Origin of the sequence: Duganella sp., from assembly GCF_039595735.1 — a bacterium.
In the GTDB taxonomy this organism is placed as follows: Bacteria; Pseudomonadota; Gammaproteobacteria; order Burkholderiales; family Burkholderiaceae_D; genus Rugamonas.
In genome coordinates this window covers 134709-161132 of record NZ_JBCNLB010000006.1, presented here as the reverse complement: position 1 = coordinate 161132, position 26424 = coordinate 134709, and the positions used below count along the sequence as shown (strand labels likewise).

27 protein-coding genes are annotated in these 26424 nt (G+C 62.1%); 7 read left to right on the top strand and 20 right to left on the bottom strand.

Annotated features, from left to right (window positions below):
• Positions 1 to 35 precede the first annotated feature (35 nt).
• Positions 36 to 965: a LysR substrate-binding domain-containing protein gene (locus ABDW57_RS13780; protein WP_343730755.1), complete on the bottom strand. Its 930-nt coding sequence runs from the start codon at positions 963 to 965 to the stop codon at positions 36 to 38.
• 110 nt (positions 966 to 1075) lie between these two features.
• Between ABDW57_RS13780 and ABDW57_RS13775 the strand changes: the two genes are divergently transcribed.
• From ABDW57_RS13775 to ABDW57_RS13760, 4 genes are all read left to right on the top strand, one after another.
• Positions 1076 to 1780: a pirin family protein gene (locus ABDW57_RS13775; protein WP_343730754.1), complete on the top strand. Its 705-nt coding sequence runs from the start codon at positions 1076 to 1078 to the stop codon at positions 1778 to 1780.
• Between the two features lie 132 nt (positions 1781 to 1912).
• The gene (gene ribA / locus ABDW57_RS13770) at positions 1913 to 2566 is read left to right on the top strand and encodes a GTP cyclohydrolase II (protein WP_343730753.1); all 654 of its coding nucleotides are present in this window, start codon (positions 1913 to 1915) and stop codon (positions 2564 to 2566) included.
• A gap of 23 nt (positions 2567 to 2589) precedes the next feature.
• Positions 2590 to 4110, top strand: coding sequence for a serine protease (locus tag ABDW57_RS13765; RefSeq protein ID WP_343730752.1), 1521 nt, complete (start codon positions 2590 to 2592; stop codon positions 4108 to 4110).
• On the top strand, positions 4107 to 5102 hold the full coding sequence (locus tag ABDW57_RS13760; RefSeq protein WP_343730751.1) for an FHA domain-containing protein: 996 nt from the start codon (positions 4107 to 4109) through the stop codon (positions 5100 to 5102). The genes ABDW57_RS13765 and ABDW57_RS13760 overlap by 4 nt, the downstream gene beginning before the upstream one ends.
• Before the next feature lie 104 nt (positions 5103 to 5206).
• Here the strand turns inward: ABDW57_RS13760 and ABDW57_RS13755 are convergent, their stop codons facing one another.
• Positions 5207 to 5803 carry a TetR/AcrR family transcriptional regulator gene (locus tag ABDW57_RS13755; protein ID WP_343730750.1) on the bottom strand — a complete coding sequence of 199 codons (597 nt, stop codon included), beginning with the start codon at positions 5801 to 5803 and terminating at the stop codon, positions 5207 to 5209.
• Between the two features lie 100 nt (positions 5804 to 5903).
• Between ABDW57_RS13755 and ABDW57_RS13750 the strand changes: the two genes are divergently transcribed.
• The gene (locus ABDW57_RS13750; RefSeq protein ID WP_343730749.1) at positions 5904 to 7136 is read left to right on the top strand and encodes an MFS transporter; all 1233 of its coding nucleotides are present in this window, start codon (positions 5904 to 5906) and stop codon (positions 7134 to 7136) included.
• Here the strand turns inward: ABDW57_RS13750 and ABDW57_RS13745 are convergent.
• Entirely contained in the window at positions 7133 to 7438 is a 306-nt protein-coding gene (locus ABDW57_RS13745) for a hypothetical protein (protein ID WP_343730748.1), read from the bottom strand. The genes ABDW57_RS13750 and ABDW57_RS13745 overlap by 4 nt on opposite strands.
• Before the next feature lie 17 nt (positions 7439 to 7455).
• Positions 7456 to 8361 carry a LysR family transcriptional regulator gene (locus ABDW57_RS13740; protein WP_343730747.1) on the bottom strand — a complete coding sequence of 302 codons (906 nt, stop codon included), beginning with the start codon at positions 8359 to 8361 and terminating at the stop codon, positions 7456 to 7458.
• Between the two features lie 98 nt (positions 8362 to 8459).
• Here ABDW57_RS13740 and ABDW57_RS13735 point away from each other — a divergent pair, with 98 nt between their 5' ends.
• Positions 8460 to 9320 (top strand): NAD(P)H-binding protein, encoded by an 861-nt coding sequence (locus ABDW57_RS13735; protein ID WP_343730746.1) that lies wholly within the window; start codon positions 8460 to 8462, stop codon positions 9318 to 9320.
• 97 nt (positions 9321 to 9417) lie between these two features.
• Positions 9418 to 11316 (top strand): peptidase M61, encoded by a 1899-nt coding sequence (locus ABDW57_RS13730; protein WP_343730745.1) that lies wholly within the window; start codon positions 9418 to 9420, stop codon positions 11314 to 11316.
• Positions 11317 to 11319: 3 nt separating this feature from the next.
• Here the strand turns inward: ABDW57_RS13730 and ABDW57_RS13725 are convergent, their stop codons facing one another.
• The 16 genes from ABDW57_RS13725 to nuoE all read right to left on the bottom strand — a co-directional run bounded on the left by ABDW57_RS13725 (position 11320) and on the right by nuoE (position 26410).
• Positions 11320 to 11457 carry a hypothetical protein gene (locus ABDW57_RS13725; RefSeq protein WP_343730744.1) on the bottom strand — a complete coding sequence of 46 codons (138 nt, stop codon included), beginning with the start codon at positions 11455 to 11457 and terminating at the stop codon, positions 11320 to 11322.
• Between the two features lie 254 nt (positions 11458 to 11711).
• Positions 11712 to 12200, bottom strand: a complete 489-nt coding sequence (gene ispF, locus ABDW57_RS13720) for a 2-C-methyl-D-erythritol 2,4-cyclodiphosphate synthase (RefSeq protein ID WP_343730743.1) — start codon at positions 12198 to 12200, stop codon at positions 11712 to 11714.
• A gap of 2 nt (positions 12201 to 12202) precedes the next feature.
• Complete coding sequence (ispD, locus tag ABDW57_RS13715) at positions 12203 to 12910, bottom strand: 2-C-methyl-D-erythritol 4-phosphate cytidylyltransferase (RefSeq protein WP_343730742.1); 708 nt, start codon at positions 12908 to 12910, stop codon at positions 12203 to 12205.
• Positions 12911 to 12918: 8 nt separating this feature from the next.
• Complete coding sequence (locus ABDW57_RS13710; protein ID WP_343730741.1) at positions 12919 to 13608, bottom strand: hypothetical protein; 690 nt, start codon at positions 13606 to 13608, stop codon at positions 12919 to 12921.
• Entirely contained in the window at positions 13605 to 14156 is a 552-nt protein-coding gene (locus ABDW57_RS13705) for an NUDIX hydrolase (RefSeq protein ID WP_343730740.1), read from the bottom strand. The genes ABDW57_RS13710 and ABDW57_RS13705 overlap by 4 nt, the downstream gene beginning before the upstream one ends.
• 33 nt (positions 14157 to 14189) lie before the next feature.
• Positions 14190 to 14495 carry a DUF2818 family protein gene (locus ABDW57_RS13700; RefSeq protein WP_343730739.1) on the bottom strand — a complete coding sequence of 102 codons (306 nt, stop codon included), beginning with the start codon at positions 14493 to 14495 and terminating at the stop codon, positions 14190 to 14192.
• Positions 14495 to 16009 (bottom strand): NADH-quinone oxidoreductase subunit NuoN, encoded by a 1515-nt coding sequence (gene nuoN / locus ABDW57_RS13695; protein ID WP_343730738.1) that lies wholly within the window; start codon positions 16007 to 16009, stop codon positions 14495 to 14497. The genes ABDW57_RS13700 and nuoN overlap by 1 nt, the downstream gene beginning before the upstream one ends.
• Positions 16010 to 16028: 19 nt before the next feature.
• Entirely contained in the window at positions 16029 to 17525 is a 1497-nt protein-coding gene (locus tag ABDW57_RS13690; protein WP_343730737.1) for an NADH-quinone oxidoreductase subunit M, read from the bottom strand.
• A 31-nt stretch (positions 17526 to 17556) separates the two neighbouring features.
• Positions 17557 to 19644 (bottom strand): NADH-quinone oxidoreductase subunit L, encoded by a 2088-nt coding sequence (gene nuoL, locus ABDW57_RS13685; RefSeq protein WP_343730736.1) that lies wholly within the window; start codon positions 19642 to 19644, stop codon positions 17557 to 17559.
• 36 nt (positions 19645 to 19680) lie between these two features.
• On the bottom strand, positions 19681 to 19989 hold the full coding sequence (gene nuoK / locus ABDW57_RS13680; protein WP_072780604.1) for an NADH-quinone oxidoreductase subunit NuoK: 309 nt from the start codon (positions 19987 to 19989) through the stop codon (positions 19681 to 19683).
• Positions 19986 to 20615: an NADH-quinone oxidoreductase subunit J gene (locus tag ABDW57_RS13675; protein WP_343730735.1), complete on the bottom strand. Its 630-nt coding sequence runs from the start codon at positions 20613 to 20615 to the stop codon at positions 19986 to 19988. The genes nuoK and ABDW57_RS13675 overlap by 4 nt, the downstream gene beginning before the upstream one ends.
• 97 nt (positions 20616 to 20712) lie before the next feature.
• On the bottom strand, positions 20713 to 21201 hold the full coding sequence (gene nuoI / locus ABDW57_RS13670; protein ID WP_019920325.1) for an NADH-quinone oxidoreductase subunit NuoI: 489 nt from the start codon (positions 21199 to 21201) through the stop codon (positions 20713 to 20715).
• A 12-nt stretch (positions 21202 to 21213) separates the two neighbouring features.
• The gene (gene nuoH, locus ABDW57_RS13665; RefSeq protein ID WP_343730734.1) at positions 21214 to 22299 is read right to left on the bottom strand and encodes an NADH-quinone oxidoreductase subunit NuoH; all 1086 of its coding nucleotides are present in this window, start codon (positions 22297 to 22299) and stop codon (positions 21214 to 21216) included.
• A complete protein-coding gene (nuoG, locus tag ABDW57_RS13660; protein ID WP_343730733.1) occupies positions 22299 to 24617 on the bottom strand; it encodes an NADH-quinone oxidoreductase subunit NuoG in 2319 nt (772 codons plus the stop codon). Before nuoG ends, nuoH begins: the two co-directional genes overlap by 1 nt.
• A gap of 21 nt (positions 24618 to 24638) precedes the next feature.
• On the bottom strand, positions 24639 to 25934 hold the full coding sequence (gene nuoF, locus ABDW57_RS13655) for an NADH-quinone oxidoreductase subunit NuoF (protein ID WP_343730732.1): 1296 nt from the start codon (positions 25932 to 25934) through the stop codon (positions 24639 to 24641).
• Positions 25931 to 26410 (bottom strand): NADH-quinone oxidoreductase subunit NuoE, encoded by a 480-nt coding sequence (gene nuoE / locus ABDW57_RS13650; RefSeq protein WP_343730731.1) that lies wholly within the window; start codon positions 26408 to 26410, stop codon positions 25931 to 25933. The genes nuoF and nuoE overlap by 4 nt, the downstream gene beginning before the upstream one ends.
• Between the last annotated feature and the right edge of the window lie 14 nt (positions 26411 to 26424).

The following is a 26424-nucleotide window of genomic DNA, read 5'->3' as shown; positions in this document are numbered from 1 at the left end:
AATTATCCTGCTATGGTACTCCGAAACTATTGGCCTTAGTCAATATTATGATGCGGCAGATGGGAGAGCAAACGCTCGAACAGGCCCGGCTGGCGCATGCGGTTCAGCCACCAGTTGAGCGCCGCGCCGTTTTCGCCGCTGCGCCAGGCGAGATAGAAGGTTTCGGCCGGCTTCGGCTCCTCCACCTGCTTTTCCACCAGCAGGCCGGCGGCGATGGCGGCGCGCGCGCACGGCTCCGGCAGGAAGCCGAAGCCCATGCCGGCCAGCTGGTACTGGAATTTGGTCTTCATGTCAGGCACGGTCAGCGTGTCTTGGCCCAGCAACAAACCCACCGTGCGCGGCGCCATCTGGCGCGCCGAATCGGCCACACTGATGGCGCGGTGGTGCTGCAAATGGCTGCGCCCCAGTTTGTCCTGAACATCCGCCAGCGGGTGCGAGGGTGCCACCGCAAACACGAAATCGACCTTGCCGATCGGTTCGGAGATGTAGCCGCCGCCGGCCGGGCCGTCGCCGGCCGCGCCCACCAGCAGGTCAACGCGGCGGTCCAGCAGGGCTTCCCAGGTGCCGGACAGGGCTTCCTGCACGATGCGCAGGCGGGTCTGCCGGGCCACCTCGTAGAAGGCCGGCACGTCGGCATGGAACAGGCACGGCGAGAACATGGAATCCATGGCCACCGCCAGCTCGGTCTCCCAGCCGGAGGCCACGCGGCGCACACGGTGTTCCAGGTCTTGCGCCGCTTTCAGCAGGTAGCGGCCCTCTTTCAGCAGTTCGGCGCCGGCGGCGGTCAGTTCCACCCGCGGCCCGTTGCGCTCGAAGACCTGCACGCCGAGATCATCCTCCAGCTTGCTGACGGTGTAGGAAATCGTCGAGGGCACGCGGTGCAGCTCCTTGCCGGCGGCGGAGAAGGAACCGCGCCGGTCAATGGCGTCCACGATTTGCAGGGCTTCCAGGCTTAATCTGAGCATTCGAATTTTTCGATAGTAGAGGGGTAATTTTTCCGTTTTTTTATTTTGAAACGGGGGCCTACAATGTGTTCATCGCTTTCAAAATTATCGCACATTCAAAGGAGCTTACCATGTTGCAAGTACGTCATTCTGATTCCCGCGGCAAAGCCAACCACGGCTGGCTGGATTCCAAACACAGCTTCTCGTTTGGCCATTATCACGATCCTGAGCACGTCGGCTTCGGCCCGCTGCTGGTGATCAACGAAGACAAGGTCATGGGCGGCCAGGGCTTCGGCACCCACGGTCACCGCGACATGGAGATTATCTCCTACGTGCTGAGCGGCGCGCTGGAGCACAAGGACAGCATGGGCACCGGCTCGGTGCTGCACTACGGCGACGTCCAGCGCATGAGCGCCGGCACCGGCGTGCGTCACAGCGAGTTCAACGGCGACCGCACGCAGCAGGTGCATTTCCTGCAAATCTGGATCCAGCCTGACCAGATCGGCATCCCGCCCAGCTACGAAGAGAAACACTTCACGCCGGAGAGCAAACAAGGCAAGCTGGCCCTGATCGCCTCGAACGATGGCCGCAATGGTTCGGTGCTGATCCACCAGAAAGCCGAGATCTACGCCTCCATCATGGCCGAGGGCGACCGCCTGACCCATGAGCTGAAACCGGGCCGCATCGCGTATGTGCACCTGATTCGCGGCGCGGTGACGGTCAACGGCGTGCATCTGAAAGCCGGCGACGCCCTGAAAATCACCGATGAGGCGCTGGTGACGCTGGAACAGGCGGAAGACGCCGAATTGCTGGTGTTCGACCTGCCTCAGCAGTAAGGCTTGAAAAGCTAGAGGCTGGCCCAAAATAAATTTCTGCCAGTTTTGGTATCATGAAGGGCGCGCCGGGTCTGTTGGAACAGCCCGGCGCGCCTTTTTTACCTAGTTATGAACAGAATAAAGAGCAAAACCATGTCGCACAGCGCAGAACTCACCTCCACGGACGAACTGAATTACGTCACTTCCTGCGCCTTGCCGACCCCATGGGCCCAGTTCACCCTGCACGCCTTCGTGGAAAAAGCCACCGGCAAGGAGCACCTGGCCATGGTGCTGGGCGACATCGGCAATGGCGCGCCGGTGCTGGCGCGCGTACACTCGGAATGCCTGACCGGCGACGTGCTGTTCTCGCAACGTTGCGACTGCGGCGCCCAGCTCGAAGGCGCCCTCAAGAAGATTGCCGACGAAGGCCGCGGCGTGCTGCTGTACCTGCGCCAGGAAGGCCGCGGCATTGGCCTGGTCAACAAGATCCGCGCGTACCGGCTGCAGGAGGCCGGCGCCGACACGGTGCAAGCCAATGAACAGCTGGGCTTCAAGCCCGACCAGCGCACCTACGGCCTGGTGAAACCGATGCTGGAACAATTCAACGTCAAAAGCTTACGCCTGATGACCAATAATCCGCGTAAGATCGATGCCATGACCAAATTGGGTGTTGAGGTTGCCGAGCGGGTTCCGCTGCTGGTCAACCGCAATGCCTTCAACCAGTATTATCTGGATACCAAGGCCGCCAAGCTGGGCCACATGATGACGCCGCTGACCCCGGCGCCGGTGGAGGATGGCGCGCTGTAAGGTAGTAACGTTTTAAGGACTGCATGAAAGTCATCAAGCTCGCCCGCATTCTTGCTTTAACCTGGGCCTGCGCCGGCGTTGCCAGCGCGGCCTCCGCCGCAGACCCTGCCGCCGCACAGCAAGCGGCCGCCCCGGCGCCGCATGGCGCCAAGGCAGCCACGGCGGCTGCGCCCGCACCGCACGCCGCCCGCAACACCACACCCGCCACGCCCGCCGCGACCGCCAGCCCGTCTGGCGCGGCGCCGTCATCTGCTGCGGGCACCGGCGCCGACGCCGCAGCCAGCGCCGACAGCGCGCCGCTGCCGCCGCCCTCCAGCGCCGCCCAGCACCTGTACGCCGCCGCCAAGCACGACATCTTGCAAGTGCGCTCGCTGCTGAAAAGCGGCCGCACGCAGTCCTCGGTCGGTTCCGGCTTTTTGATCGGCACCAGCAACCTGGTGCTGACCAACTACCACGTGGTCTCGCAATTCGCGCTCGATCCCGACACCTACGTCGGTGAATGGGTGGACACCAGCGGCCAGCGCGGCAATGTCGAACTGCTGGCGGTCGACGTGCTGCACGACCTGGCTGTGCTGCGGGTCAACCGCAACGGTACCGGCTTCTTCAAGATGCCCGAACAACTGGCGCGCCTGACCCAGGGCCAGTACCTGTACTCGATGGGCAACCCGCTTGACCTCGGTTTCGCGATTTCGGAAGGCGCCTACAACGGCGTCATCGCGCGCAGCTTCTACGACCAGCTGATGTTCACCGGCCCGATCAACTCCGGCATGAGCGGCGGCCCGAGCGTGACGGCGGACGGTTCGGTGGCCGGCGTCAACGTCTCCAAGCGCCTCGACGGCGAGCTGGTCAGCTTCCTGGTGCCGGCCCGTTACGCCCAGGACCTGCTGAAAAAAGTCGAAGCCCAGCAAAAAGCGCCGGCCGACTTCACCGCGGTGGTGGCCGGCCAGTTGCTGAGCCACCAGTCCGCGATGGTCAACCAATTGCTGGCCAGCCCGCTGAGCCTGAAGCCGATGGGCCCCTACCAGGTGCCGGTGCGCGAATCGGAGCAGATGCGCTGCTGGGGCCGCTCCAACGTCAAGGCCGACAAGCCGTTCACGGTGGACGACGCCAGCTGCGCGATGGAATCGGCGATCTTCGTCAGCGGCTCGCTGCAGACCGGGCAGATCAGCATCCGCCACCAGTTCCTGCGCAGCGCCGGCCTCGACAAACTGCGCTTCGCCCAACTGGCCAGCGCCTCCTTCAAGAACGAACACTTCGGCAGCAACAAGGACTCGCGCCTGACCGGCCCCAACTGCACCGAAGACTTCGTCAAAAACAAAGACCTGCCGCTGCGCGCCGTGCTGTGCGTGCGCGCCTACCGCAAATTCGCCGGCCTGTACGACTTCGCGCTGCTGACCGCCAGCACCGACCAGGGCCTGATGAGTCTGCAAAGCCGGCTCGATGCGCGCGGGGTCTCGTATGAAAACGGCCTGCGTCTGTCGCGCGTGTTCCTTGAATCGCTGTCGCTGGCGCAGCAGAAACCGAAGAAAGGAGGCGCGAAATGAAAGCCCCCTACTTCGTCGAAATCCTCGCCCGCAATGGCGACGTGCTACACCGTCACAAGGTCGCTCAACTGCCGATCCGCATCGGCCGCAGCTACGACAACGAAGTCATCCTGGACGACGCCCACAGCGCCGCCAGCCACGCCGTGGTGGAACTGGACGAGCACAATCAGGTCGTTTTGCGCGACCTCGGCAGCAAGAACGGCAGCGTCTACAAAGGCCGCCGCCAGAGCAGCATCACGCTGGACGGCAACACCGTGGTACGCCTCGGTCACACACGGCTGCGCGTGCGGCCGTACGACTTCCCGGTGGCGCCGGAAATCGCCGACACCACCATGCACGGCTGGGAAGGGGCGACGCCGGCCACCATCGGCCTGGTACTGATCGCCGTGTTCTCCTGCCTGGAGACGTGGCTGTCGGACGTCGAACCGTTCGCCCTGATCCGCTACCTGCTGGTGCTGGCCTCCAGCCTGGCGGCCGGCCTGCTGTGGGCCGGCGTATGGGCGCTGGCCAACCGCCTGTTCGGCAGCCATGCGCGCATGGGGCGCCACCTGTTCATTCTGGGCAGCGCCCTGGCGGCCGTGGGATTGTGGCGCGCCGGCAGCTCGGTGCTGGCCTATGCCTGGTCGGCCGAATCGCTGACGCGCTACGGCAACCTGGTGACGCTGGCGATCGCCTGCGGCATGGTGTTCTTCCACCTGCTGACCATCAAACCGCACCACCCGCGCCGCTTCCTGATCACCGCGACCGTCATGCTGCTGGCGGGTTCGGGGCTGATGGTGCTGGCCAACCTGCAAAGCACCGGCCGCGCGGCGGACGAGCTCTACATGTCAGTCCTGCTGCCGCCGGAAGTACGGCACAGTGACGACCGCAGCGTCGACCAGTTCATGAGCAACGCTGGCAAACTGAAAGCGGCAGTCGACACCGCCCGCACCCAAACCATCAAAGCCGGCGCCGCCGACACCGAAGACGACGACGACGACAGCACCGACTAACTCCGGGGTCAAACTCCGGGGTCAGGTCCGCCATTTCTACACGGCCTCAACCGTAGCGGTCGCTACGGTTGAGGCCGTGTAGAAATGGCGGACCTGACCCCGGATTATTTCGGCCAGCCGCGCAGGACCTGGTCGACCACTTCCTGCAGTTGCTGGCGCGTGGCGCCGGCGGCGGCTTGCACGGCCATGCCGTTGGAGATCGTCATGACGTAGCGCGCCATCTGGCTGGCGCAGAAATCGGCCGGCAAGTCACCGTCCTGCTTGGCCCGCTCAAAGCGCGCGCGCAGCCGCACTTCCGCCGCCGCCCGCCGTTCGATCAGGGAGTTGCGAATCGGCAGCGCATCGTCGCTGCACGCCAGCGCGCCATTGATGACCAGGCAGCCGTGCGGCGCCTCTTCTTCGGTCTGGGCATTGGCGTTACCGCGCAGGAAATGCTCAACCACCTCGCGCGCGGTGCTTTTCTCCAGCGCGGCGTCAAACAGCGGATCATGGGTGGCGCCATAACGCTCCAGCGCCAGCCGGAACAGGTTCTCCTTGTTGCCAAACACGGCGTACAGGCTGGGCCGGTTCATGCCCATGGCCTCGGTCAGCTCCGGCAGTGAACTGCCTTCGTAACCTTTCTCCCAGAAAACTTTCATAGCCTTTTCCAGCGCATTGTCCGCATCGAAGGTGCGCGGGCGGCCGATTTTTCTCTCTTTCATACCATTCGGTTAAAAATTCATTGACAAAGCATCTCGCAGACGACATTATGAACCGACCAGTAAAAAACTCAAGCATTTTTACCGCTACAAGGATTCCGTTATGCAAAACAACACCAATACCCAAGCTGTCGAGCCGGTTGAACTACCCGCTGCAGCTCCCCGCGCTTCATGGCCCGGCGTCCTTTCCATCGCCATTGGCGCCTTCGCCCTGGTGACGACCGAATTCCTGCCGGTCGGCCTATTGCCCGCCATCGCCGCCGAACTGGGCGTGACCGAGGGCGTGGCCGGCATGATGGTCACCGTGCCCGGCCTGGTGGCCGCCGTGGCTGCCATCCTGGTCACGGTCGGCATCGGCCGCGCCGACCGCCGCTTCGTGCTGTGGGGCCTGACCGGCACCATGCTGCTGTCTAACCTGATCGTTGCGTTCTCGCATTCCTTCCCGCTGGTGCTGTTTGGCCGCGCCCTGCTGGGCGTGGGTGTGGGCGGCTTCTGGGCGCTCGGCCCGGCCTTGAGCACGCGCCTTGTGCCACAGGGGATGGAGCCGAAAGCGCTGTCGATGATTTTCGCCGGCGTCTCGATCGGCACTGTGGCCGGTGTGCCGGCGGGCGCGCTGGTGGGTGAATTGTTCGGCTGGCGCGTCGCCTTCCACGCCGGCGCGCTGGTGGCGCTGCTGGTGGTGCTGACGCAAATGCGTCTGCTGCCATCGCTGCCGGCGAAAGAGTCGATCAGGTTCAGCCAGTTGCCTGAGCTGCTGCGCGTGCCGAAGGCGCGGCTGGGCATCTTCATCACCCTGCTGATTTTTATCGGCCAGTTCGCGGCCTACACCTATATCACGCCCTTCCTTGCGCAGGTCGCGCATCTGGATGCCAAAACCATCAGCATCCTGCTGCTGGTGTACGGCGCGGCCGGTCTGGCCGGTAATGTCATCGCCGGCAAAATTCTGGCGCGCAGCGTGCGTGCCGGCTTGATCGCCACCGGTGTGGTGATGGGCATTTCCACCCTTGCCCTGCCCTTGCTGGGCACCGGCCTGATTGGCGCGGCGCTGCTGGTGGTGGTTTGGGGAATTGCATTTGGCATGATGCCGATGTCGGTGCAGACCTGGATCTTCCAGGCCGCGCCGCATGCCATGGAAAGCGGTGGCGCGGTCTTTGTCACCACCGCGCAGATCGGCTTGTCCAGCGGCGCGCTGGTGGGCGGCCTGGCAGTCGATCATCTGGGCGTATCGAGCGCGATGGTGGTGGGCGGCGTGCTGGCGGTGGTAACAGCGGCCATCGCCCTGCTGTGGGCGCGTGACGCCGAGAAGCCTGCCGTGAAACTACACGCAGTGCATTAAAGCCGCACGCGCCGGTAAGCGCCGAGGAAGACCTCGGCCTCGCTGTCCGACAAGGCCTTGATCTCGTCGCCGTGCCAGACATACAGGTACTGCGGCCCGCCAAGGCGGTCGGTCAACTTGGCGTTGACCAGGAAGATGGTCCCCAAAGGGTAGATGCTGGTGTCGCTCATGCGGCGCGAGCATTGCACATTCAGGTCGGTCGCATAGGCCTGGCCGGAGACGGGGTGGATCTCCACTTTGCCATGCCATTCGGTGGACTCCACAGCGACCTGCCGGTATGCGTAACTGTCCCGCGCCATCATCTACTCCTTTAAAGCCGTCATGGTAGCAGAGACTGGACGAATTCCAGGAAGGCCAGCGTCTTGGCCGGCGGGTGATGGCGCGACGGATAATACGCATACAAGGGAAAGCGTTCATCCGGCCATGCGGTCAGCACCGGCACCAGCGCGCCGCTGCGCACCATCGGCTCGACCGCGATGTCGATCACTTGGGCCAGGCCGTAGCCTGACATCAGCAGACTTTCCATCATGCCGGCCTCGTTCAGCGTCACCTGGCTGTGCGGATGGACGATGGTGACCTTTCCGCCGCGATGAAACTCCCAATCGAACGGCCGGCCGGTCGCCGGATTACGGAAATGGATGCAGGTGTGGCCCGGGCTTTCCAGATCCGCCGGCTTTTTCGGCGTGCCGTGCTTGCGCAGGTAACCCGGCGAGGCAACGGTCAGCACGCGCGTGTCCATCAGCTTGCGCGCGATCAGCGATGAGCTTTGCGGCTGGCCAAGGCGGACCGCCAGATCAAATCCATCTCCCACCAGATCGCCCAGATGATCACGCGCCACCAGATCCAGTTCCAATTCTGGATGGCGTTTGAGGAAGCCGCCCAGCCTGGGGCCGAGCAGCAAGCGCGCCCACAGCGGATCAGTATTCACCCGCAGACGTCCGCGCACCTTGACGGCGCCCTCGCCGGCTGAAGCCACAGCGTCTTCCAATCCCGCCAGCAGCGGGACGATCTGCGCGTAGAAGCGCCGGCCTTCGTCGGTCAGCGCGACCTTGCGCGTGGTGCGGTCGAACAGGCGGATGTTGAGCCGCGCCTCCAGCCGGGCAATGGCGCGGCTGACGCCGGACTGCGACATCTCCAGCACCTCCGCCGCGCGCACGAAGCTGCCGCTGTCCACGATGGCAGTCAGCACCCGCATGCCATTCACTGCTCTTTCGTCGAATGTCATATATGCCAATTAGTCATTAATGATATGCATCCCATGCTATCGGAGTATAGGTGGTTTTCCCGCAAAATTCATCCCATCGAACTTTCAAGGAGAACATCATGTATGTAATTACGGGTATCACTGGGCAGGTAGGCTCCGCACTGGGCAAGCAGCTGCTGGCAGCGGGCTTGCCGGTTCGCGCCGTGGTGCGCGATGCGGCCAAAGGCGCGGCATGGGCGGCGCGCGGCGCCGAGGTGGCACTGGCGGATCTGAATGATGCCGCCGCCCTCACCCACGCTTTCAACGGCGCCGAAGCCGTGTTCGTGCTGCTGCCGCCAACGTTCGATCCGACCGAGGGCTTCCCCGAAGCGCGCCGCACCATCGCCGCCTTGCGCGAAGCACTGGCCGCCGCACGCCCAGAGCGGGTAGTCGCGCTATCGACCATCGGCGCCCAGGCGGCGCGGCCCAACCTGCTGAATCAACTGGGCATCATGGAGCGTGAGCTGGGCGCGCTGGAGCTGCCGCTGACTTTCCTGCGTGCCGGCTGGTTCATCGAAAACAGCCTGTGGGATGTGGCCTCGGCACGCGCGACCGGCACTATCGCCAGCTACCTGCAGCCGCTGGACCGTCCGGTAGCGATGGTGGCCTGCGCCGATATCTCGGCCCTGGCGGCAGAGCTGCTGCAGCAGACATGGACCGGTCATCGCGTCGTGGAGCTGGAAGGACCGGTACGCATCAGTCCCGCCGATATCGCCGCAAGCTTCAGCCGCCTGCTGGAAAAAGAGGTGAGCGTCCACGCAGTACCTCGCAACGATTGGGCAGCGCTGTTCATAGCGCAAGGCATGCGGAATCCGACACCACGCATGCAAATGCTGGACGGTTTCAACCAGGGCTGGATTGAATTCGAAGGTCAGCCACGCAAAGGCACCACCACACTGGACGCAGCCATCGCCGGCCTGCTGCTGCGCGGGCCCGCATAAGCGGACGTCCGCGTGACCGCTTGCGGCCACGCGGACAGTCACGCAGCCTTGAAATCAAAGGCTTATCATATGGCACACATATTGCAAAACAAGCCTTATGATCAAAACCAGACTACTTGCTCTTGTCGCCGCAGCGTTCATCGCTCCGGCGTTTTCCAGCGTTGGGCCACAGCCTGCGCCAGCCACGCCCGCCATCGCTGCGCCGCGCGACATACCGTTCAAAGGCGAAATCAGACTGCAGGTCGATGCCACCGACAGCATCCATAAAATCTTCCGCGTGCGCGAGATCATTCCGGTACAAAAAGCCGGCAACATGGTATTGCTGTATCCGCAGTGGGAGACCGGCAGCCATTCGGCCACGCAGGAGGCGGCGCCGCTGGCTGGCTTGACGATCAAGGCTGGCGCCAGGCAGCTCGCATGGCGCCGCGATGTCGTCAATCCTTATGCTTTCCATGTCGAGGTGCCGGCTGGCGTGCGCGAACTGGATATCACCTTCCAGTATCTGCCCGCAGCCGTTGGCCCCAAGCTGATGTCGCGCGATATGCTGATGCTGCCTTGGCAGAAAGTGGCGCTCTATCCGGCTGGCTGGTTTATCCGCAATATCAACGTGCAGGCCGGGTTGACGATGCCGGATGGCTTCCGCTTTGCGACCTCGCTGGAGACGGCTGAAACCAGCGGCAACCGCGTGCAATTCAGGTCCGCCAGCTTTGAAGACCTGGTCGATGCGCCGGTCTACGCGGGCCGCTATACGAAGAGCATCGAGCTGGCCGCGTCAGTACGTCTCAATATGTTTGGCGATAACGAGGCGGCCTTGAATCTGCCACCGGAACTGATCTCCAAATTCAGCGCGATGGCAAAGGCGGTGCCACAGTTATTCCGTTCGCAGCACTACCGGCACTTCGACTTCCTGATGTCGCTGTCGGACATGATGATTTCCGGCGGCGGCGTCGAACACCAGGAATCGACCGAGATCAACGTCTCCGCCAACTATGCGCAGGATGCGGGCGAACAGGCGCTGATGGCAAATCTGGTGGCCCACGAATTCATCCACTCATGGAACGGCCGCACGCGCCAGCCTGCGGACTTGTGGACCCCTAACCTGAATCTGCCAATGCGCGGCAGTCTGTTGTGGGTATACGAAGGCCAGACCGAATTCTGGGCGCACGTCATGACGCCGCGGCTCGGACTGCGCGCGGTGCAGCAGGCGCTGGATGCGCTGGCGGTCGATGCGTCGCTGATGGCGAATCGTCCCGGCCGCGCATGGAAATCGCTGCAGGACAGTACCGTCGACGCGCTTTACATGCCGGCCAAGCCGGTGCACTGGCGCGACTGGCAACGCCGCGAGGACTACTACGCGGAGGGCGTGATGCTCTGGCTGGATGTCGACATGCTGCTGCGCGAACTGACCGGCGACCGCAAGAGCATGCAGGACTTCGCCGCCGTGTTCTTCGGCGCTGGAGACAATGCGCGCACCATCAGCACCTACATTTTCGAAGACGTGTGCAAGACACTGAACAAGATCGCGTCTTACGATTGGGCGGGCTACTTCACGCAACGCCTGAACGCGCACGACGACACGCATCTGCTGGATGGTCTGAAGCGCAGCGGCTATCGCCTGGTCTACACCGATCAGCCAACCGACTATTTCATCCAATACGAAAAAGACCTCGGCGGGACGGACCTGTCCACCTCACTGGGTCTGGTCATTGGCAAGAAAGGTGCAGTCAAGAGCGTGGCATGGGAAGGGCCGGTTTTCAAGGCTGGCATCAGCCTGGGCGCGAGGCTGACGGCCATTGGGGGACAGGCCTATTCGGACGAGGCGCTGAAGCAAGCCATCCGCGACGCTGCTGTCAGCAAGCGCGCCATCGAACTGACCATCGAGGCTGATGGGGCGACACGCAGTGTCAGCGTTCCGTACTTTGACTCGCTGCGCTATCCTCGGCTGGAGCGCCTGCCAGGCACAGAGGACCGCTTGCGCGCTCTGTTAACGCCGTAGCGGCTATTTGCTCGTCACGCCGGGAATGTCGCTGGTGGGACGGGCAAATTTACCCTTGAGATCATCCACACCCGACTGTGGTTTGGCCAGCGATTGAAGATCGCTGCGCTGCTGGCGTGTTTGCGCAGTATCGAGCTTCATCTTGCGGTCGCGGCTCTCGATAAATATCGAAACCGGCGACCGGACGATTCCGCTGCAACACCTTGGCGCCGGCCTCGAGCGCGCGGGTCGTCGCAGACTTCTGCGCCCCCGGCGGTGTCACCAAAGCCAGCCCGACAGCCACTCCGAATAGTTTCCACATCCCCGCCTTCCTGTCGCATCCACCGACAATAAAGGAAGCCGCCAACCACTGTCGCCAGCTTGAACCAGAGCGGGGCGAAGCACCGAGGTATCGATTACGCGGATATCAGCAGCGCGATGGACTCGGCGGCGATGCCTTCTTCTCGGCCGAGGTAGCCCAGCTTTTCGTTGGTCTTGGCTTTGACGTTGACCTGGCTGATGTCCACACCCAGATCTTCCGCGATGTTGGCGCGCATGGTCATGATGTGCGGCGCCATTTGCGGGCGCTGGGCGATGATGGTGCAATCCACGTTGCCAATGCTGTAGCCGGTCGCCACTACACGCCTGGCCGCCTCACGCAGCAGTTTGCGCGAATCGGCGCCTTTGAATTCAGGATCGGTATCCGGGAAGTGCTTGCCGATGTCGCCCAGCGCGGCCGCCCCCAGGATCGAATCGGTGATGGCGTGCAACAGCACGTCGGCGTCCGAATGGCCGAGCAGACCGACGTGGTGAGGAATGTCGACGCCGCCAATGATCAGCTTGCGGCCTTCCACCAGCGCGTGACAGTCATAGCCCTGGCCGATGCGGAATGGGAGTTTGTTCATGTTCAGTCTTCCTTGTAAGCCAGGTACATCTCGGCAATGCGGATGTCCGCCGGCAGCGTTACTTTCAGATTCCTTGGATGGCCTTCGATCAGCCGCGGTGCGTAGCCCAGCATTTCGACCGCGCTGGCGTCATCGGTGATGGCGTTGGCGTCCGGCGCGCTGCCCAGTGCGCGCAGCAGCAGCGCGTAGCTGAACATCTGCGGCGTCTGCGCCGACCATAATCCGCTGCGCGGCACGGTGGCGGCGCTGACGCTCAGGCCATCGGCGCCCGGCGTGCTGCGCTTCATCGTATCCACCACCGGCAAGGCCAGCAGGCCGCCGGCCGGATCGTCGCCCACGCCTTCGATCAGCTGCGCAATCAGCGCCGGTGTCAGGCCGGGACGCGCGGCGTCGTGCACCATGACCATGTCGCCGGCGCCGAGCCGGCCGTCCAGCGCGCGCAGCCCGTTCAGCACCGAGTCCATGCGCGTGGCGCCGCCGCAGCGCAGGACGGTCACGCCATCCAGATCCGCCGGCAGCACGGAGTCGATCACGCCGTCATCCGGGCTGACCACCACATAGGTGTGCGCAACCAGCGGCGACGCGCGGAACGCATCCACCGCATGCCGCAGCATCGGCTTGCCGCCCACGGTCAGATACTGTTTCGGCCCATTTGCCGCCATGCGCGCGCCAACGCCGGCGGCGGGCAGTAATGCAAAATATTTCGTCATAACTTTCTTTATCTTCGGCGGCGCGCGAGGATCGCGGCAATCTCGCCGTTACATGCTTTGCCCAGGCGGGCGTATTCTTCCGGCGAGTCGATCTTTTCCTGCTCGACTTTGCCTTTTTCAAACTCGTCGCGGATGAAGTTGAACCAGTTGCTGTTCACTTCATGCTGCAGCGCCGACAGCGCCGTGCCCGATGGCGCGTACAAGGGCTGGCCGCCAAAGCGTTTGTTCAGCGCCTCGCGCACCACGTTCTGCACGCGCTCCAGATTATCCATGTGCGCCTTCAGGTGACGCATTTCGTGCGCCAGGATTTCCTTGTAAGCGCAGGTACCGGGCGCGAACTCGTTGCCGACATATACCCGCACCGGCGAGTAGTACAACTCGATCTGCACCTTCGGCGCGATGCATTCATAACCGCTGGCCGGGTCCTGGAGCACCGGCCCGCTGTCGACACGCGCCTTGTGCAGGCCTTGCGTCACCGTCAGGCCCAGCGTTTCCATGTTGCGGTTCATGCTGCCGGTGCGTGCGGTCAGTGCGCGGTACGGCAGCTGGTTGTTAATGGTGTAGCCATCCTGCTTGGCCGACAGCACCGAGATCGACTTGGCGATCGTGTCTTCGCAACGGATCTGGAATGGCGTGCGCTCCGCTGCCTGCACGCCGGTAACGGCGAACAGGCTGCAGAGCGCGATCAGCCATTTCATAGCTGCCAGTCGCCAGCGCGCAGTTTATCCAGCCAGAACACGCCGATCACGGTTTTGACGTCGGTGATTTTGCCTTCGCGCACCCATTGCAGCAGTTCGTCGATGGTGGCGGTAAAGGTCTCCAGGAACTCGCCTTCATCCAGTTTGGCCGCGCCAGCTTTCAGGCCGCGCGCCAGGTACAGGTCGAGATGCTCGTCCGAATAGGCAATCGCGTTGTGGATTTTGGTAACGAATTGCCACTCGCCGCCGGTGTAGCCGGTTTCTTCTTCCAGCTCGCGCTTGGCCGCGAGCAAAGGATCCTCACCCTTGTCGATTTTGCCAGCCGGGAATTCGATAAACACATCGCGCAGCGGGTAGCGGTACTGGCGCTCCATCAGCACCGTGCCGTCGTCCAGCAGCGGCAGAATCACCACCGCACCGGGGTGCAGGATGTATTCACGCGCGGTGCGCTTGCCGTCAGGAAGTTGAATGGTGTCGCGTTGGACTTTGAGGAAATGGCCTTCGTAGACCAGTTCGCCGTCGACATGCGTTTCTTTGAGATTGTCCATTGCTGCTCCACATCGTTGAAGAACGATAGTGTATCAGCCGTGAGCCTTGCGCAGGTAGCGGAGGATGAAACCGGGAAAGCCGAGGACCAGGAACATGCAGCCGGAGATCGCGTAGAACTCCCAGCCTTGGGGGAAGCGTGCGCCGATCTGGGTTTCCAGCGCAAAGCCGACCGCGCCAACGACAAGGTAGAGCGCCGTCATTTCCAGCAGCCGGATGAACAGCGGCTTGGCCGGCCATTTGGCCGGCACGACGGCGAACAGCTTGTCGTTGAAGAACGGCAGGTTGGCAGCCGCGATAGCAATCGCGATCACCAACCAGCCGGCGGTGGAGATATCCATCAGGTAGCCAGGGTGACCTTGATGGCCGACAGGCAAGCTGCCAGCAGCGGGCCAGGCAGCACGCCCAGCGCCACGATGGCCAGACCGTTCAGGCTCAGCACCAGCTTGACATCGCCGTAGGCAGCCAGCGGCGCGTTGTCTTCCGGCTCATCGAACCAGATGTGCTTGATCACGCGCAGGTAGTAGAACGCGCCGATCAGCGAGAACATCACCGCAAACACGGTCAGCCAGATCTGGCCGGTGCCCAGCACCGAGTTCAGCACGGCGAACTTGGCGGCAAAGCCCATCATCGGCGGCACGCCGGCCAGCGAGAACAGCAGAATGGTCATCACCACCGCGAACCAGCCGCTGCGCTTGCTCAGGCCTTTGAAGTCGCTGATGTTATCGGCGTCGAAACCGGCGCGCGACAGCAGCATCAGGGTGCCGAAGGTGCCGACGGTGGTCAGCACGTAGGTGATCACATAGTACATGGCGCCGCTGTAAGCCGCTGCGATGCCGGTGCGGTCGGTGGTGCCCGCCACGCCCGACAGCAGGCCCAGCAGCACGAAGCCGATCTGGGCGATGGTCGAGTAAGCCAGCATACGCTTGATGTTGGTCTGGGCGATGGCGGTGATGTTACCGATCGCCAGCGACAGCACAGCCAGCACCAGCAGCATTTGCTGCCAGTCGAACGCCATCGGCAGCAGGCCTTCCACCAGCAGGCGGATGCAGATCGCGAAGGTGGCGATCTTCGGTGCGCCGCCCAGCAGCAGGGTCACGGCGGTAGGCGAACCGTCGTAGACGTCCGGCACCCACATGTGGAATGGCACGGCGCCCAGTTTGAAGGCCAGGCCAGCCACCAGGAACACGATACCGAACACCAGGATGGTCGGCTTGATGGTGCCGGCAGCCACAGCCGCCGAAACGCCGCGGATGTCCAGCGTGCCGGTCGCGCCGTACAGCATCGACATGCCGTACAGCAGGAAACCGGAAGCCAGCGCGCCCAGCACGAAGTATTTCATCGCCGCTTCGGTCGCACGCACATTGTCGCGGCGCATGGCCACCAGTGCGTACAGCGACAGCGACATCAGTTCCACGCCCAGGTAGATGGACAGGAAGTTCGAGCCGGAGATCATGATCAGCTGGCCCAGCATGGCGAACAGCGCCAGCACGTAGAACTCGCCGCCCAGGTTGCCGCTCAGCATGCCGCGGTCATCGGCGTACTGGCGCGAATACACCAGGGTCATGCCGACAGTCAGGTAGGTGAACAGTTTCAGCAGGTTGGCCATCGGATCGGCCACGAACATACCGTGGAAGGTATAGGTCGTTGCGCCCGAAGCGAAGTCGGCGTAGCTGATGCCGGCGCAGACCACCAGGGTCAGCAGGGACAGCACGTAGGTGATCGAACGTTGTGCCTTGGACAGGAACATGTCGATCAACAGGATGGCAGAAGCACCGATCAGCAGCGCGACCTCGGCGTAGGCCGGGACCAGGTTCACGGCGTTTGCTGCTTCTTGAAGATTAGGTGTAATCATTTATGTGTTTCCGTTCTACTTAAGGCAGCTTGCTGTGTGCTACGTGCGCCAGCAGGTCAGCGACCGAGGTTTGCATCGTGTCGGTGAATGGGGCTGGGTACAGGCCCATGTACAGCGTGGCGACCGCCAGGATGCCCAGCATGAAGAATTCACGGCCGTTCAGGTCGACCAGCTCCGCCACGTGGTGGTTGGCCACTTTGCCGAAGATGACGCGCTTGGCCATCCACAGCGAGTACGCTGCGCCAAAGATCAGGGCGGTGGCAGCCAGCAGGCCGATCCAGAAGTTGTACTGGGTGGCGCCCAGGATCACCATGAACTCGCCCACGAAACCGGAGGTCGCTGGCAGGCCGCAGTTGGCCATCGAGAACAGGATGAAGAAAGCGGCAAACTTCGGCATCTTGTTGACCACACCACCGTAGTCGGCAATCTGGCGCGAGTGGGCCTGGTCATACAGCACGCCGATGCACAGGAACATGGCGCCCGACACGAAACCGTGCGAGATCATTTGCATGATGGCGCCCTGCACTGCCATGTTGTTGAACACGAAGAAGCCCAGGGTCACAAAGCCCATGTGCGCGATCGACGAGTAGGCGACCAGCTTTTTCATGTCTTTCTGTACCAGCGCCACCAGGCCGATGTAGATCACGGCGATCAGCGACAGGGTGATCACAAAGCCCGACAGGTAGTGCGAAGCGTCCGGGGTGATCGGCAGCGAGAAACGCAGGAAGCCGTAAGCACCCAGTTTCAGCATGATCGCGGCCAGCACGGCGGAACCGCCGGTTGGCGCTTCCACGTGGACGTCCGGCAGCCAGGTGTGGACCGGGAACATCGGCACTTTGACGGCAAACGCCATGAAGAAGGCGATGAAGATGAAGATCTGCTCCGTCATCGTCAGCGGCGCCTTGTGCCAGTGCAGGATATCCCAGCTGCCGGTCACGTTGTACAGGTAGACGATGGCAACCAGCGTCAGCAGCGAGCCGAAGAAGGTGTACAGGAAGAACTTGAACGACGCATACACGCGGTTGTCGCCGCCCCAGATACCGATGATGATGTACATCGGGATCAGGGTCGCTTCAAAGAAGAAGTAGAACAGCAGGCCGTCCATGGCGGCAAACACGCCGATCATCAGGCCCGACAGGATCAGGAACGCGCCCATGTACTGGGCCACGCGCTTCTGGATCACCTGCCATGCCGAGATCACCACGATCACGGTGATGAAGGCGGTCAGCGGCACGAACCACAGCGACAGGCCATCGATACCCAGCGAGTACCAGATGTTGAAGCGCTCGATCCACGGCGCTTTTTCGACGAACTGCATGCCGTGGGCGGCATTGTCAAAGTGGGTAATCAGCGGGATGGTTACCGCAAAGCTGATCAGCGCGCTAATCAGCGACAGCACGCGGGTGAAGCCCGCGTTGGAGTCGCGGCCTACCGCCAGCACGATCAGGCCGAAAATAATCGGGAGCCAGATCGAGAGGCTCAGGTACGGAGGTAATGAAGATATTGTTGACATCATGGTTATCGTTATCTCTTTGCGTATCAGCTAATTAAGCGTGCCAAAACGGCAGGAAGTAGACCAGGAACCCCAGAATGCCGAGGATCATGACGAACGCATAGTGGTAGATATAACCAGTCTGCGCCAGGCGGGTCAGCGTCGAGAACCAGCCGACCAGTTTGGCGCTGCCGTTCACCAGCAGGCCATCGATCAGGGTCTTGTCGCCGACATTCCACAGGCCGTTGCCCAGCAGGCGGGCGCCGCCTGCGAACACGGTCTCGTTGAACTTGTCCATGTAGTACTTGTTGTCCAGCAGGGTGTGTACGGCCTTGAACTTCTGGTAGAACCATGCCGGTACGCGTGGATTGATCATGTAGCAGTAGTACGACGCAGCCACACCAGCGATCGCCAGCCACAGCGGCAGCGTAGTCAGCGAGTGGATCGCCATCGCCACAGGACCGTGGAACTCGTGTGCCAGTTCTTCCATGGCGTGGTGGTTTTCACCGACGAAGATCACGCCTTTGAAGAAGTCACCGAACAGCATGGGACCGATCGCCAGGGCACCGATGATGACCGACGGGATCGCCAGCGCAACCAGCGGGAACCAGACCACGAATGGCGACTCGTGCGGCTTCTGGCCTGGGGCCAGGCCGTGGTGAGCGTGGTCGTCGTGATCGTCATGGCCGTGGTCGTCGTGACCATGGTCGTCGTGGGCCGCCGCCGCGGGCGCGTGATGGTGATCATCATGGGCATGCGCCTGACCGAAGCGCTCCTTGCCGTGGAATACCAGGAAGTACATGCGGAACGAGTAGAACGCAGTCACGAACACGCCAGCCAGCACCGCAAAGTGGGCGAAGCCGGCGCCAGCGATGTGGGTCTCGGCCACAGCTTCGATGATCGAGTCTTTCGAGTAGAAGCCCGAGAAGAACGGGGTACCGATCAGGGCCAGCGAGCCCAGCAGCGAGGTGATCCAGGTGATCGGCATGTATTTGCGCAGACCGCCCATGTTGCGGATATCCTGGTCGTGGTGCATACCGATGATGACCGAACCGGCGCCGAGGAACAGCAGTGCCTTGAAGAATGCGTGGGTCATCAGGTGGAACACCGCCACCGAGTAAGCCGAGCAGCCCAGCGCCACGGTCATGTAGCCCAGCTGCGACAGGGTCGAGTAAGCGACCACGCGCTTGATGTCGTTCTGGATGATGCCCAGGAAGCCCATGAACAGCGCGGTGATCGAACCGATCACGATGATGAAGGACAGCGCGGTGTCCGACAGTTCGAACAGCGGCGACATGCGCGACACCATGAAGATGCCGGCGGTCACCATGGTTGCCGCGTGAATCAGTGCCGAAATCGGGGTCGGGCCTTCCATCGAGTCTGGCAGCCAGACGTGCAGCGGGAACTGTGCCGATTTACCCATGGCGCCGATGAACAGGCAGATGCAGGCCACCGACAGCAGCATCCAGTCGGTGCCCGGCAGGGTCAGCGCGGCCAGTGCTTCGCGCTTGGCAAACACTTCCTGGTAGTTCATCGAACCGGCGTAAGCCAGCAGCAGGCCGATGCCCAGGATGAAGCCGAAGTCACCCACACGGTTGACCAGGAAGGCCTTCATGTTGGCGAAGATGGCGGTCGGACGGGTGTACCAGAAGCCGATCAGCAGGTAGGACACCAGACCCACTGCTTCCCAGCCGAAGAACAGCTGCAGGAAGTTGTTCGACATGACCAGCATCAGCATGGAGAACGTGAACAGCGAGATGTACGAGAAGAAGCGGTTGTAGCCTTCGTCTTCCGCCATGTAGCCGATGGTGTAGATGTGCACCATCAGCGACACGAAGGTCACCACGCACATCATCATCGCCGACAGCGAATCGATCTGGAAGCCGACTTCCATTTTCATGCCGGCCACCGTCATCCAGTTATAGATGGTGCCGTTGAAGCTGGCGCCGTTGATGACGTCATTCAGCGTCATGGCCGAAATGATGAATGCCACCAGCACGCCCAGGATGGTCGCCGCGGTTGCGGTCTTGCGACCGACCACGTTGCCGAAGAATTTAGTTCCCAGCAGGCCGGCCACCGCCGCGCCCGCGAGGGGCGCCAGTGGTACGACTAGCAGGAGATTAGGGTTAAGTGTAACCGCCATGATGAACCTTGATCGTTATTTTTCGAGAGGTTTAAATTAGCCCTTCAGGCTGTCCAGGTCTTCTACGTTGATGGTGTCCAGATTACGGAACAGCACCACCAGGATCGCGAGGCCGATTGCCGATTCGGCGGCCGCCACGGTCAGGATAAAGAAGACAAAGATCTGCCCTGCCGCATCACCGAGGTAATGCGAGAACGCGATGAAGTTCATATTCACTGCCAGCAGCATCAGTTCGATGGCCATCAGCAGGATGATGATGTTCTTGCGGTTCAGGAAAATACCAACGATCGAGATCGCGAACAGGATCGCGCCCAGAACGAGGTAGTGAGCCAGGGATAAAGTCATGGTGCCTCCTTAACTTCAGTTTCGGCCGCGCCACGGTTGGTGACCGGATCGATCTTGACGATCTTCAGACGGTCATTGCGTTTGACGCGCACGGCGTCGGCAGGGTCGAAGTGTTTGGTGTCCTTGCGCTTGCGCAGGGTCAGCGCCACGGCTGCAATGATCGCGACCAGCAGGATGGCGGCGGCGATTTCAAAGCCGTAGATGTATTTGGTGTAAATCAGCATGCCCAATTCCTTGGTGCCGCCGATGTTGCCGGCTGCAACAGCCTGCTGGTCGAACGACAGGAAGGAGCGCCACAGCACGGCGGCCATTTCCAGCACGATGATCACGCCGACGAAGGAAGCCACCGGCAGGTAGCCCCAGAAGTTTTCGCGCAGCTTGTCGGTGTCGATGTCCAGCATCATCACCACGAACAGGAACAGCACCATCACGGCGCCGACGTAGACCAGCACCAGCACGATGGCCAGGAACTCGGCCTCCAGCAGCATCCAGATGCCGGCGGCGTTGAAGAACGCCAGCACCAGGAACAGTGCCGCGTGCACCGGATTGCGGGCCGTAATTACGCGCGTCGAGGCCAATACCATGATGGCCGCGAAGACGTAGAACAAAGCAGTTTTAAATTCCATAACTAACCCAAGAGACGTACAGTTTGTTGATCAAATCCCTGACCAGGTAGGTGCCTGCCGGTGGCCTCGCCTTGGCGAGGTCAGGACAGGCGCCGTGTCAGCGATAAGGAGCATCCGCCGCGCGGGCCTCGGCGATCTGGTTTTCATAACGATCGCCAACGGCCAGCAGCATCTCTTTCGTGTAGTACAGATCGCCGCGTTTTTCGCCGTGGTATTCCAGCACATGCGTTTCAACGATCGAATCAACCGGGCACGACTCTTCGCAGAAACCGCAGAAGATGCACTTGGTCAGGTCGATGTCGTAACGGGTGGTGCGGCGCGAGCCGTCATCACGCTGTTCCGATTCGATGGTGATGGCCATCGCCGGGCACACTGCTTCGCACAGTTTGCAGGCGATGCAGCGCTCTTCGCCATTCGGGTAGCGGCGCAGTGCGTGCAGGCCGCGGAAGCGAGGCGACATCGGGGTCTTCTCTTCCGGATACTGCACGGTGATCTTGCGCGAGAACATATACTTGCCCGTCAGCGCCATCCCTTTGATCAGCTCGGTCAGCATGAAGCTGCCGATGAAATCTTTTAAACGTTCCATTTTCTTTAATCCTTACTTCCAGATATTCCAGGACGTCTGCATCCAGCCAGCCACGAACACCAGGTACACCAGCGTCAGCGGGATAAAGACTTTCCAGCCCAGACGCATGATCTGGTCGTAACGGTAGCGAGGGAAAGTACCACGCACCCAGATGAAGACGGACACCAGGAAGAACGCTTTCGCGAACAACCAGAAGAAGCCGCCGAAACCGCCCCAGAATTCCAGGAAGGCAAATGGTGCCGACCAGCCGCCCAGGAACATGATCGAACCCAGCACCGCGATCAGAATCATGTTGGCGTATTCAGCCAGCATGAACATGGCGTAGGCCATGCCCGAGTATTCCACCATGTGGCCGGCCACGATTTCCGATTCGCCTTCCACCACGTCGAACGGGTGGCGGTTGCACTCGGCCAGGCCGGAGGTCAGGTAGACCACGAACAGCGGCAGCAGCGGAATCAGGTTCCACGACAGGAAGTTCAGGCCGTGCTCGGCGCCGTAGCCCTTCTGCTGGCCTTGCACGATGTCGATGAAGTTCAGCGAACCGGACACCATCAACACCACCACCAGCACGAAGCCCATGGCGATTTCATACGAAATCATCTGGGCCGAAGCGCGCATTGCGCCCATGAACGAGTACTTCGAGTTCGAGGCCCAGCCGGCGATGATGATGCCGTACACTTCCATCGAGGTGATCGCCATCAGCAGCAGCAGGCCGGCGTTGACGTTGGCCAGCACCGCTTCCGGACCGAACGGCACCACCGCCCAGCACGCCAGCGCCGGCATGATGGTCATGATCGGACCGATCACGAACAGGCCAGGGTTGGCCTTGGCCGGGGTGATGATCTCTTTGAACAACAGTTTCAGCGCGTCAGCGATCGGCTGCAGCAGGCCGCCGGGACCGACGCGGTTCGGGCCGACGCGGATCTGGATCCAGCCGATGAACTTGCGTTCCCACAGGGTCAGGTAGGCAACCAGACCCATCAGTGGCAGCAGCACCACGACGATGCGGATCAGGGCCCAGACGGCTGGCCACACAGGGGCCAGCACGCTGTTCGCGCCCAGGGAATTGATGGTATTGACGAATTCAGGCAGAGCCATTATTTCACCTCTCCTGCTTTTTCAACGGTGATGGAACCGAACATGCCGCCCAGTGCAGCGGTCGACGCGTGAGCGGCGGCCACGCGCACGGCGTTGGCTGGCAGTTTGGCGTCAACAGCGGCGACCAGGATCGCGCTGCCGGAACCTTGGGTGACTTTGACCTTGTCGCCGGCGGCAACCCCCAGTTGCTGCGCCAGGGCGCTCGACAGGTGCGCTTGCGGCGCAGCCGCGTCGGCCATCTTCTGCAGCGACTCGGCGCGGCGCACGATGGCGTCGGCAAAGTAGATCGGGACGTCGGCAATGCGTTCGGTGCCGCTCGATACTGCGGTGGCGGCAGCCAGCGGCAGCCTGGACACGTTGTTCAGCTTGGCCGACACATCGGTCACGCCGGCGCCCAGCACTTCGTCGCGGATCGCTTCCGAGGTGTCGTAGTCGAAGCCCGACAGGCCCAGCACGTTGCCCAGCACACGCAGCACTTTCCATGCCGGACGGGTTTCCAGCAGCGGCTTGACGGTGCCGTTGAAGCTTTGTGCGCGGCCTTCGCAGTTGACGAAGGTGCCCGAGGTTTCGCTGAATGGCGACACCGGCAGCAGCACGTCGGCGTAGTCCAGGCCATGCTTGTAGGCCGACATCACCACCACCATCTCGGCTTTTTTCAGCGCGGCGACAGCGGCTTGCGGGTTGTACGCGTCCAGTTCCGGTTCGGCGTTCAGCAGCAGGTAAGCCTGCTTCGGCTCGGTGAAGGCTGGCACTTTGCCGCCGTTGGCGTTGGCAATGTAGGCACCGACGGTGTTGGCCGCTTCGGTCAGGTAGCCCAGCTTGGCGCCGGTCTGCTCAGCGATCCACTGTGCGGCCGCGTGCAGCGCGGCAGCTTGTGGGTGCTGGGTGGCAGCGTTGCCCAGGAACACGCCCTTGTTCTCGCCCGACAGCAGCGAAGCGGCGATCGCGGCAGCCGCGTCCGACGCTTGCACGCCTTCGAAGCCGGCAGGGGCGGCGATCTCTTTGGCCTTGGCCACAGCCACCACCACTTGCGACAGCGCCGACAGCCACTCCGACGGCGCAACAATCATCTTGTTGGCGACGTTCATCAGCAGGTCGTCGTCGCTCGCGTGCAGGATGGACAGCTTGGCGCCGCCCTTCACTGCCGTACGCAGACGGGTGGCCAGCAGCGGGTGATCCTTGCGCAGGAACGAGCCGATCACGAAGGCGCGGTTCAGCGCGCCGAATTCGGTGATCGACATGCCCAGCCATGGGGTCACGTCCAGCGAGAAATCGCTTTGACGCAGACGGGTTTCCACGCTGTCCGAGCCCATGGCGCGGGTCAGCTTTTGCAGCAGGTGCAATTCTTCCAGCGTCGAGTGCGGGGTCGCAACCGATGCCAGCGCGTTGGCGCCGTGTTCGTGCTTGATGTTCTTCAGGCCGTGCGCCACGTATTCCAGCGCGGTCTGCCAATCGACTTCCTTCCACTCGCCGCCCTGCTTCAGCATTGGCTGGGTCAGGCGGTCGGCGGTGTCCAGGCCTTCGTACGAGAAGCGGTCCTTGTCGGAAATCCAGCACTCGTTGACGGCGTCGTTTTCCAGCGGCAGCACGCGCTTGACCTTGCCGCCCTTGACCTGAACGATCAGGTTGGCGCCCAGGCCGTCGTGCGGCGAGACCGATTTGCGGCGCGACAGTTCCCAGGTACGGGCGCTGTAGCGGAATGGCTTCGAGGTCAGTGCGCCCACCGGGCACAGGTCGATCATGTTGCCGGACATTTCCGAATTCACGGTCTGGCCGACGAACGCGGTGATTTCCGAGTGCTCGCCGCGGCCGATCATGCCCAGCTCCATCACGCCGGCCACTTCCTGGCCGAAGCGCACGCAACGGGTGCACTGGATGCAACGCGCCATTTCCTGCATCGACACCAGCGGGCCGGCGTCCTTCGGTGCCACCACGCGCTTGTCTTCTTCGTAGCGCGAATCGCCCTTGCCGTAGCCCACGGCCAAGTCTTGCAGCTGGCACTCGCCGCCCTGATCGCAGATCGGGCAGTCCAGCGGGTGGTTAATCAGCAGGAACTCCATCACCGACTTCTGTGCCTGTACGGCCTTGTCCGACGCGGAGCGCACAATCATGCCCGCCGAGACCGGCGTGGCGCATGCTGGCAAAGGCTTGGGCGCCTTCTCCACTTCGACGAGGCACATACGGCAGTTGGCTGCGATCGACAATTTCTTGTGATAGCAGAAGTGCGGAATGTAGGTTCCCAGTTTGTTGGCGGCGTCCATCACCATGCTACCAGCAGGGACTTCGACTTTTTTGCCGTCTATTTCGATTTCAACCATGGTGATCGTTACCTGTGACGCTTAGATGTAAGCGGGCACGCAGCATTGCTTGTGCTCGATGTGGTGTTCAAATTCTTCGCGGAATTGCTTGATGAACGCACGCATCGGCATCGCCGCCGCGTCGCCCAGCGCGCAAATCGTGCGGCCCTGGATGTTGTCGCAAACCGAGTTCAACACGTCCAGGTCCGACGGGCGGCCCTGACCGTTTTCGATACGGTGGATCATGCGGTACATCCAGCCCGTACCTTCGCGGCATGGGGTGCACTGGCCGCACGATTCTTCAAAGTAGAAGTACGCCAGGCGCTCCATGGCCTTGACCATGCAGCGGGTCTCGTCCATGACGATGACCGCGCCCGAACCCAGCATCGAACCGGCTTTGGCGATCGAATCGTAGTCGAGGTCGGTCTGCATCATGATCTCGCCGCGCACCACTGGCGCGGAGGAACCGCCAGGGATGACTGCCTTGATCTTTTTGCCGCCGCGCATGCCGCCTGCCAGTTCCAGCAATTTGGCGAACGGCGTGCCCAGCGGCACTTCGTAGTTGCCCGGACGCTCAACGTCACCCGAAATCGAGAAGATCTTCGAGCCGCCATTGTTCGGACGGCCGATCGCCAGGTACTTCTCCGGCCCCATGTTCAGGATGAACGGCACCGCGGCGAAGGTTTCGGTGTTGTTGATGGTGGTCGGCTTGCCGTACAGGCCGAACGATGCCGGGAATGGCGGCTTGAAGCGCGGCTGGCCTTTCTTGCCTTCCAGCGATTCCAGCAGCGCGGTTTCCTCGCCGCAGATGTAAGCGCCATAGCCATGGTGCGCGTGCAGCTGGAAGCTGAACTCGCTGCCCATGATCTTGTCGCCCAGGAAGCCGGCGGCGCGCGCCTCTTCCAGCGCTTCTTCAAAGCGGGTGTACACCTCGAAGATTTCGCCGTGGATGTAGTTGTAGCCGACCGTGATGCCCATGGCGTAGGCGCCGATGGCCATGCCTTCGATCAGCGCATGCGGGTTGTAGCGCAGGATGTCGCGGTCCTTGAAAGTGCCCGGCTCGCCCTCATCTGAGTTACATACCAGGTACTTCTGGCCCGGGAACTGGCGCGGCATGAAGCTCCATTTCAGGCCGGTAGGGAAACCCGCGCCACCACGGCCGCGCAGCGACGACGCTTTCAGGTCGGCGATGATTTGTTCCGGGGTGATTTTTTCTTCGATGATACGGCGCAGGGCGCTGTAGCCGCCGCGCTTGACGTAGTCTTCCAAATGCCAATTCTCGCCGTCGAGGCCGGCGAGAATGACTGGATCGATGTGACGGTTGTGGAGTGACGTCATTTCTTCAATTCCTCCACCAGGGAGTCGATTTTATCGTTGGTCATGAAGCTGCACATGCGGTGATTGTTCACCAGCAGCACCGGTGCGTCGCCGCAGGCGCCCATGCACTCGCCTTCCATCAGCGTGAACGCGCCGTCGGCCGTGGTGTCACGGTAGTCGATGCCCAGCTTCTGCTTCAGGTGGTGCGCCGCGCGCTCGCCGCCCGACAGGGCGCAAGGCAGATTGGTGCACACGGTGATCTTGTGCTTGCCGACCGGCTTCAGGTTGTACATATTGTAGAAAGTCGCGACTTCCTGCACGGCGATGGCCGGCATGCGGATGTAGTCCGCCAGTTCCTGCATGACGTCCGGCGACACCCAGCCCAGCTCCACTTGCGCGTGGGCCAGCGCGGCCATCACGGCCGACTGGCGCTGATCGTCTGGGTACTTGGCCAGTTCGCGATCGATTTTTTTGTAGCACTGCTCAGATAACAACATTCTTTTGCCTCTCG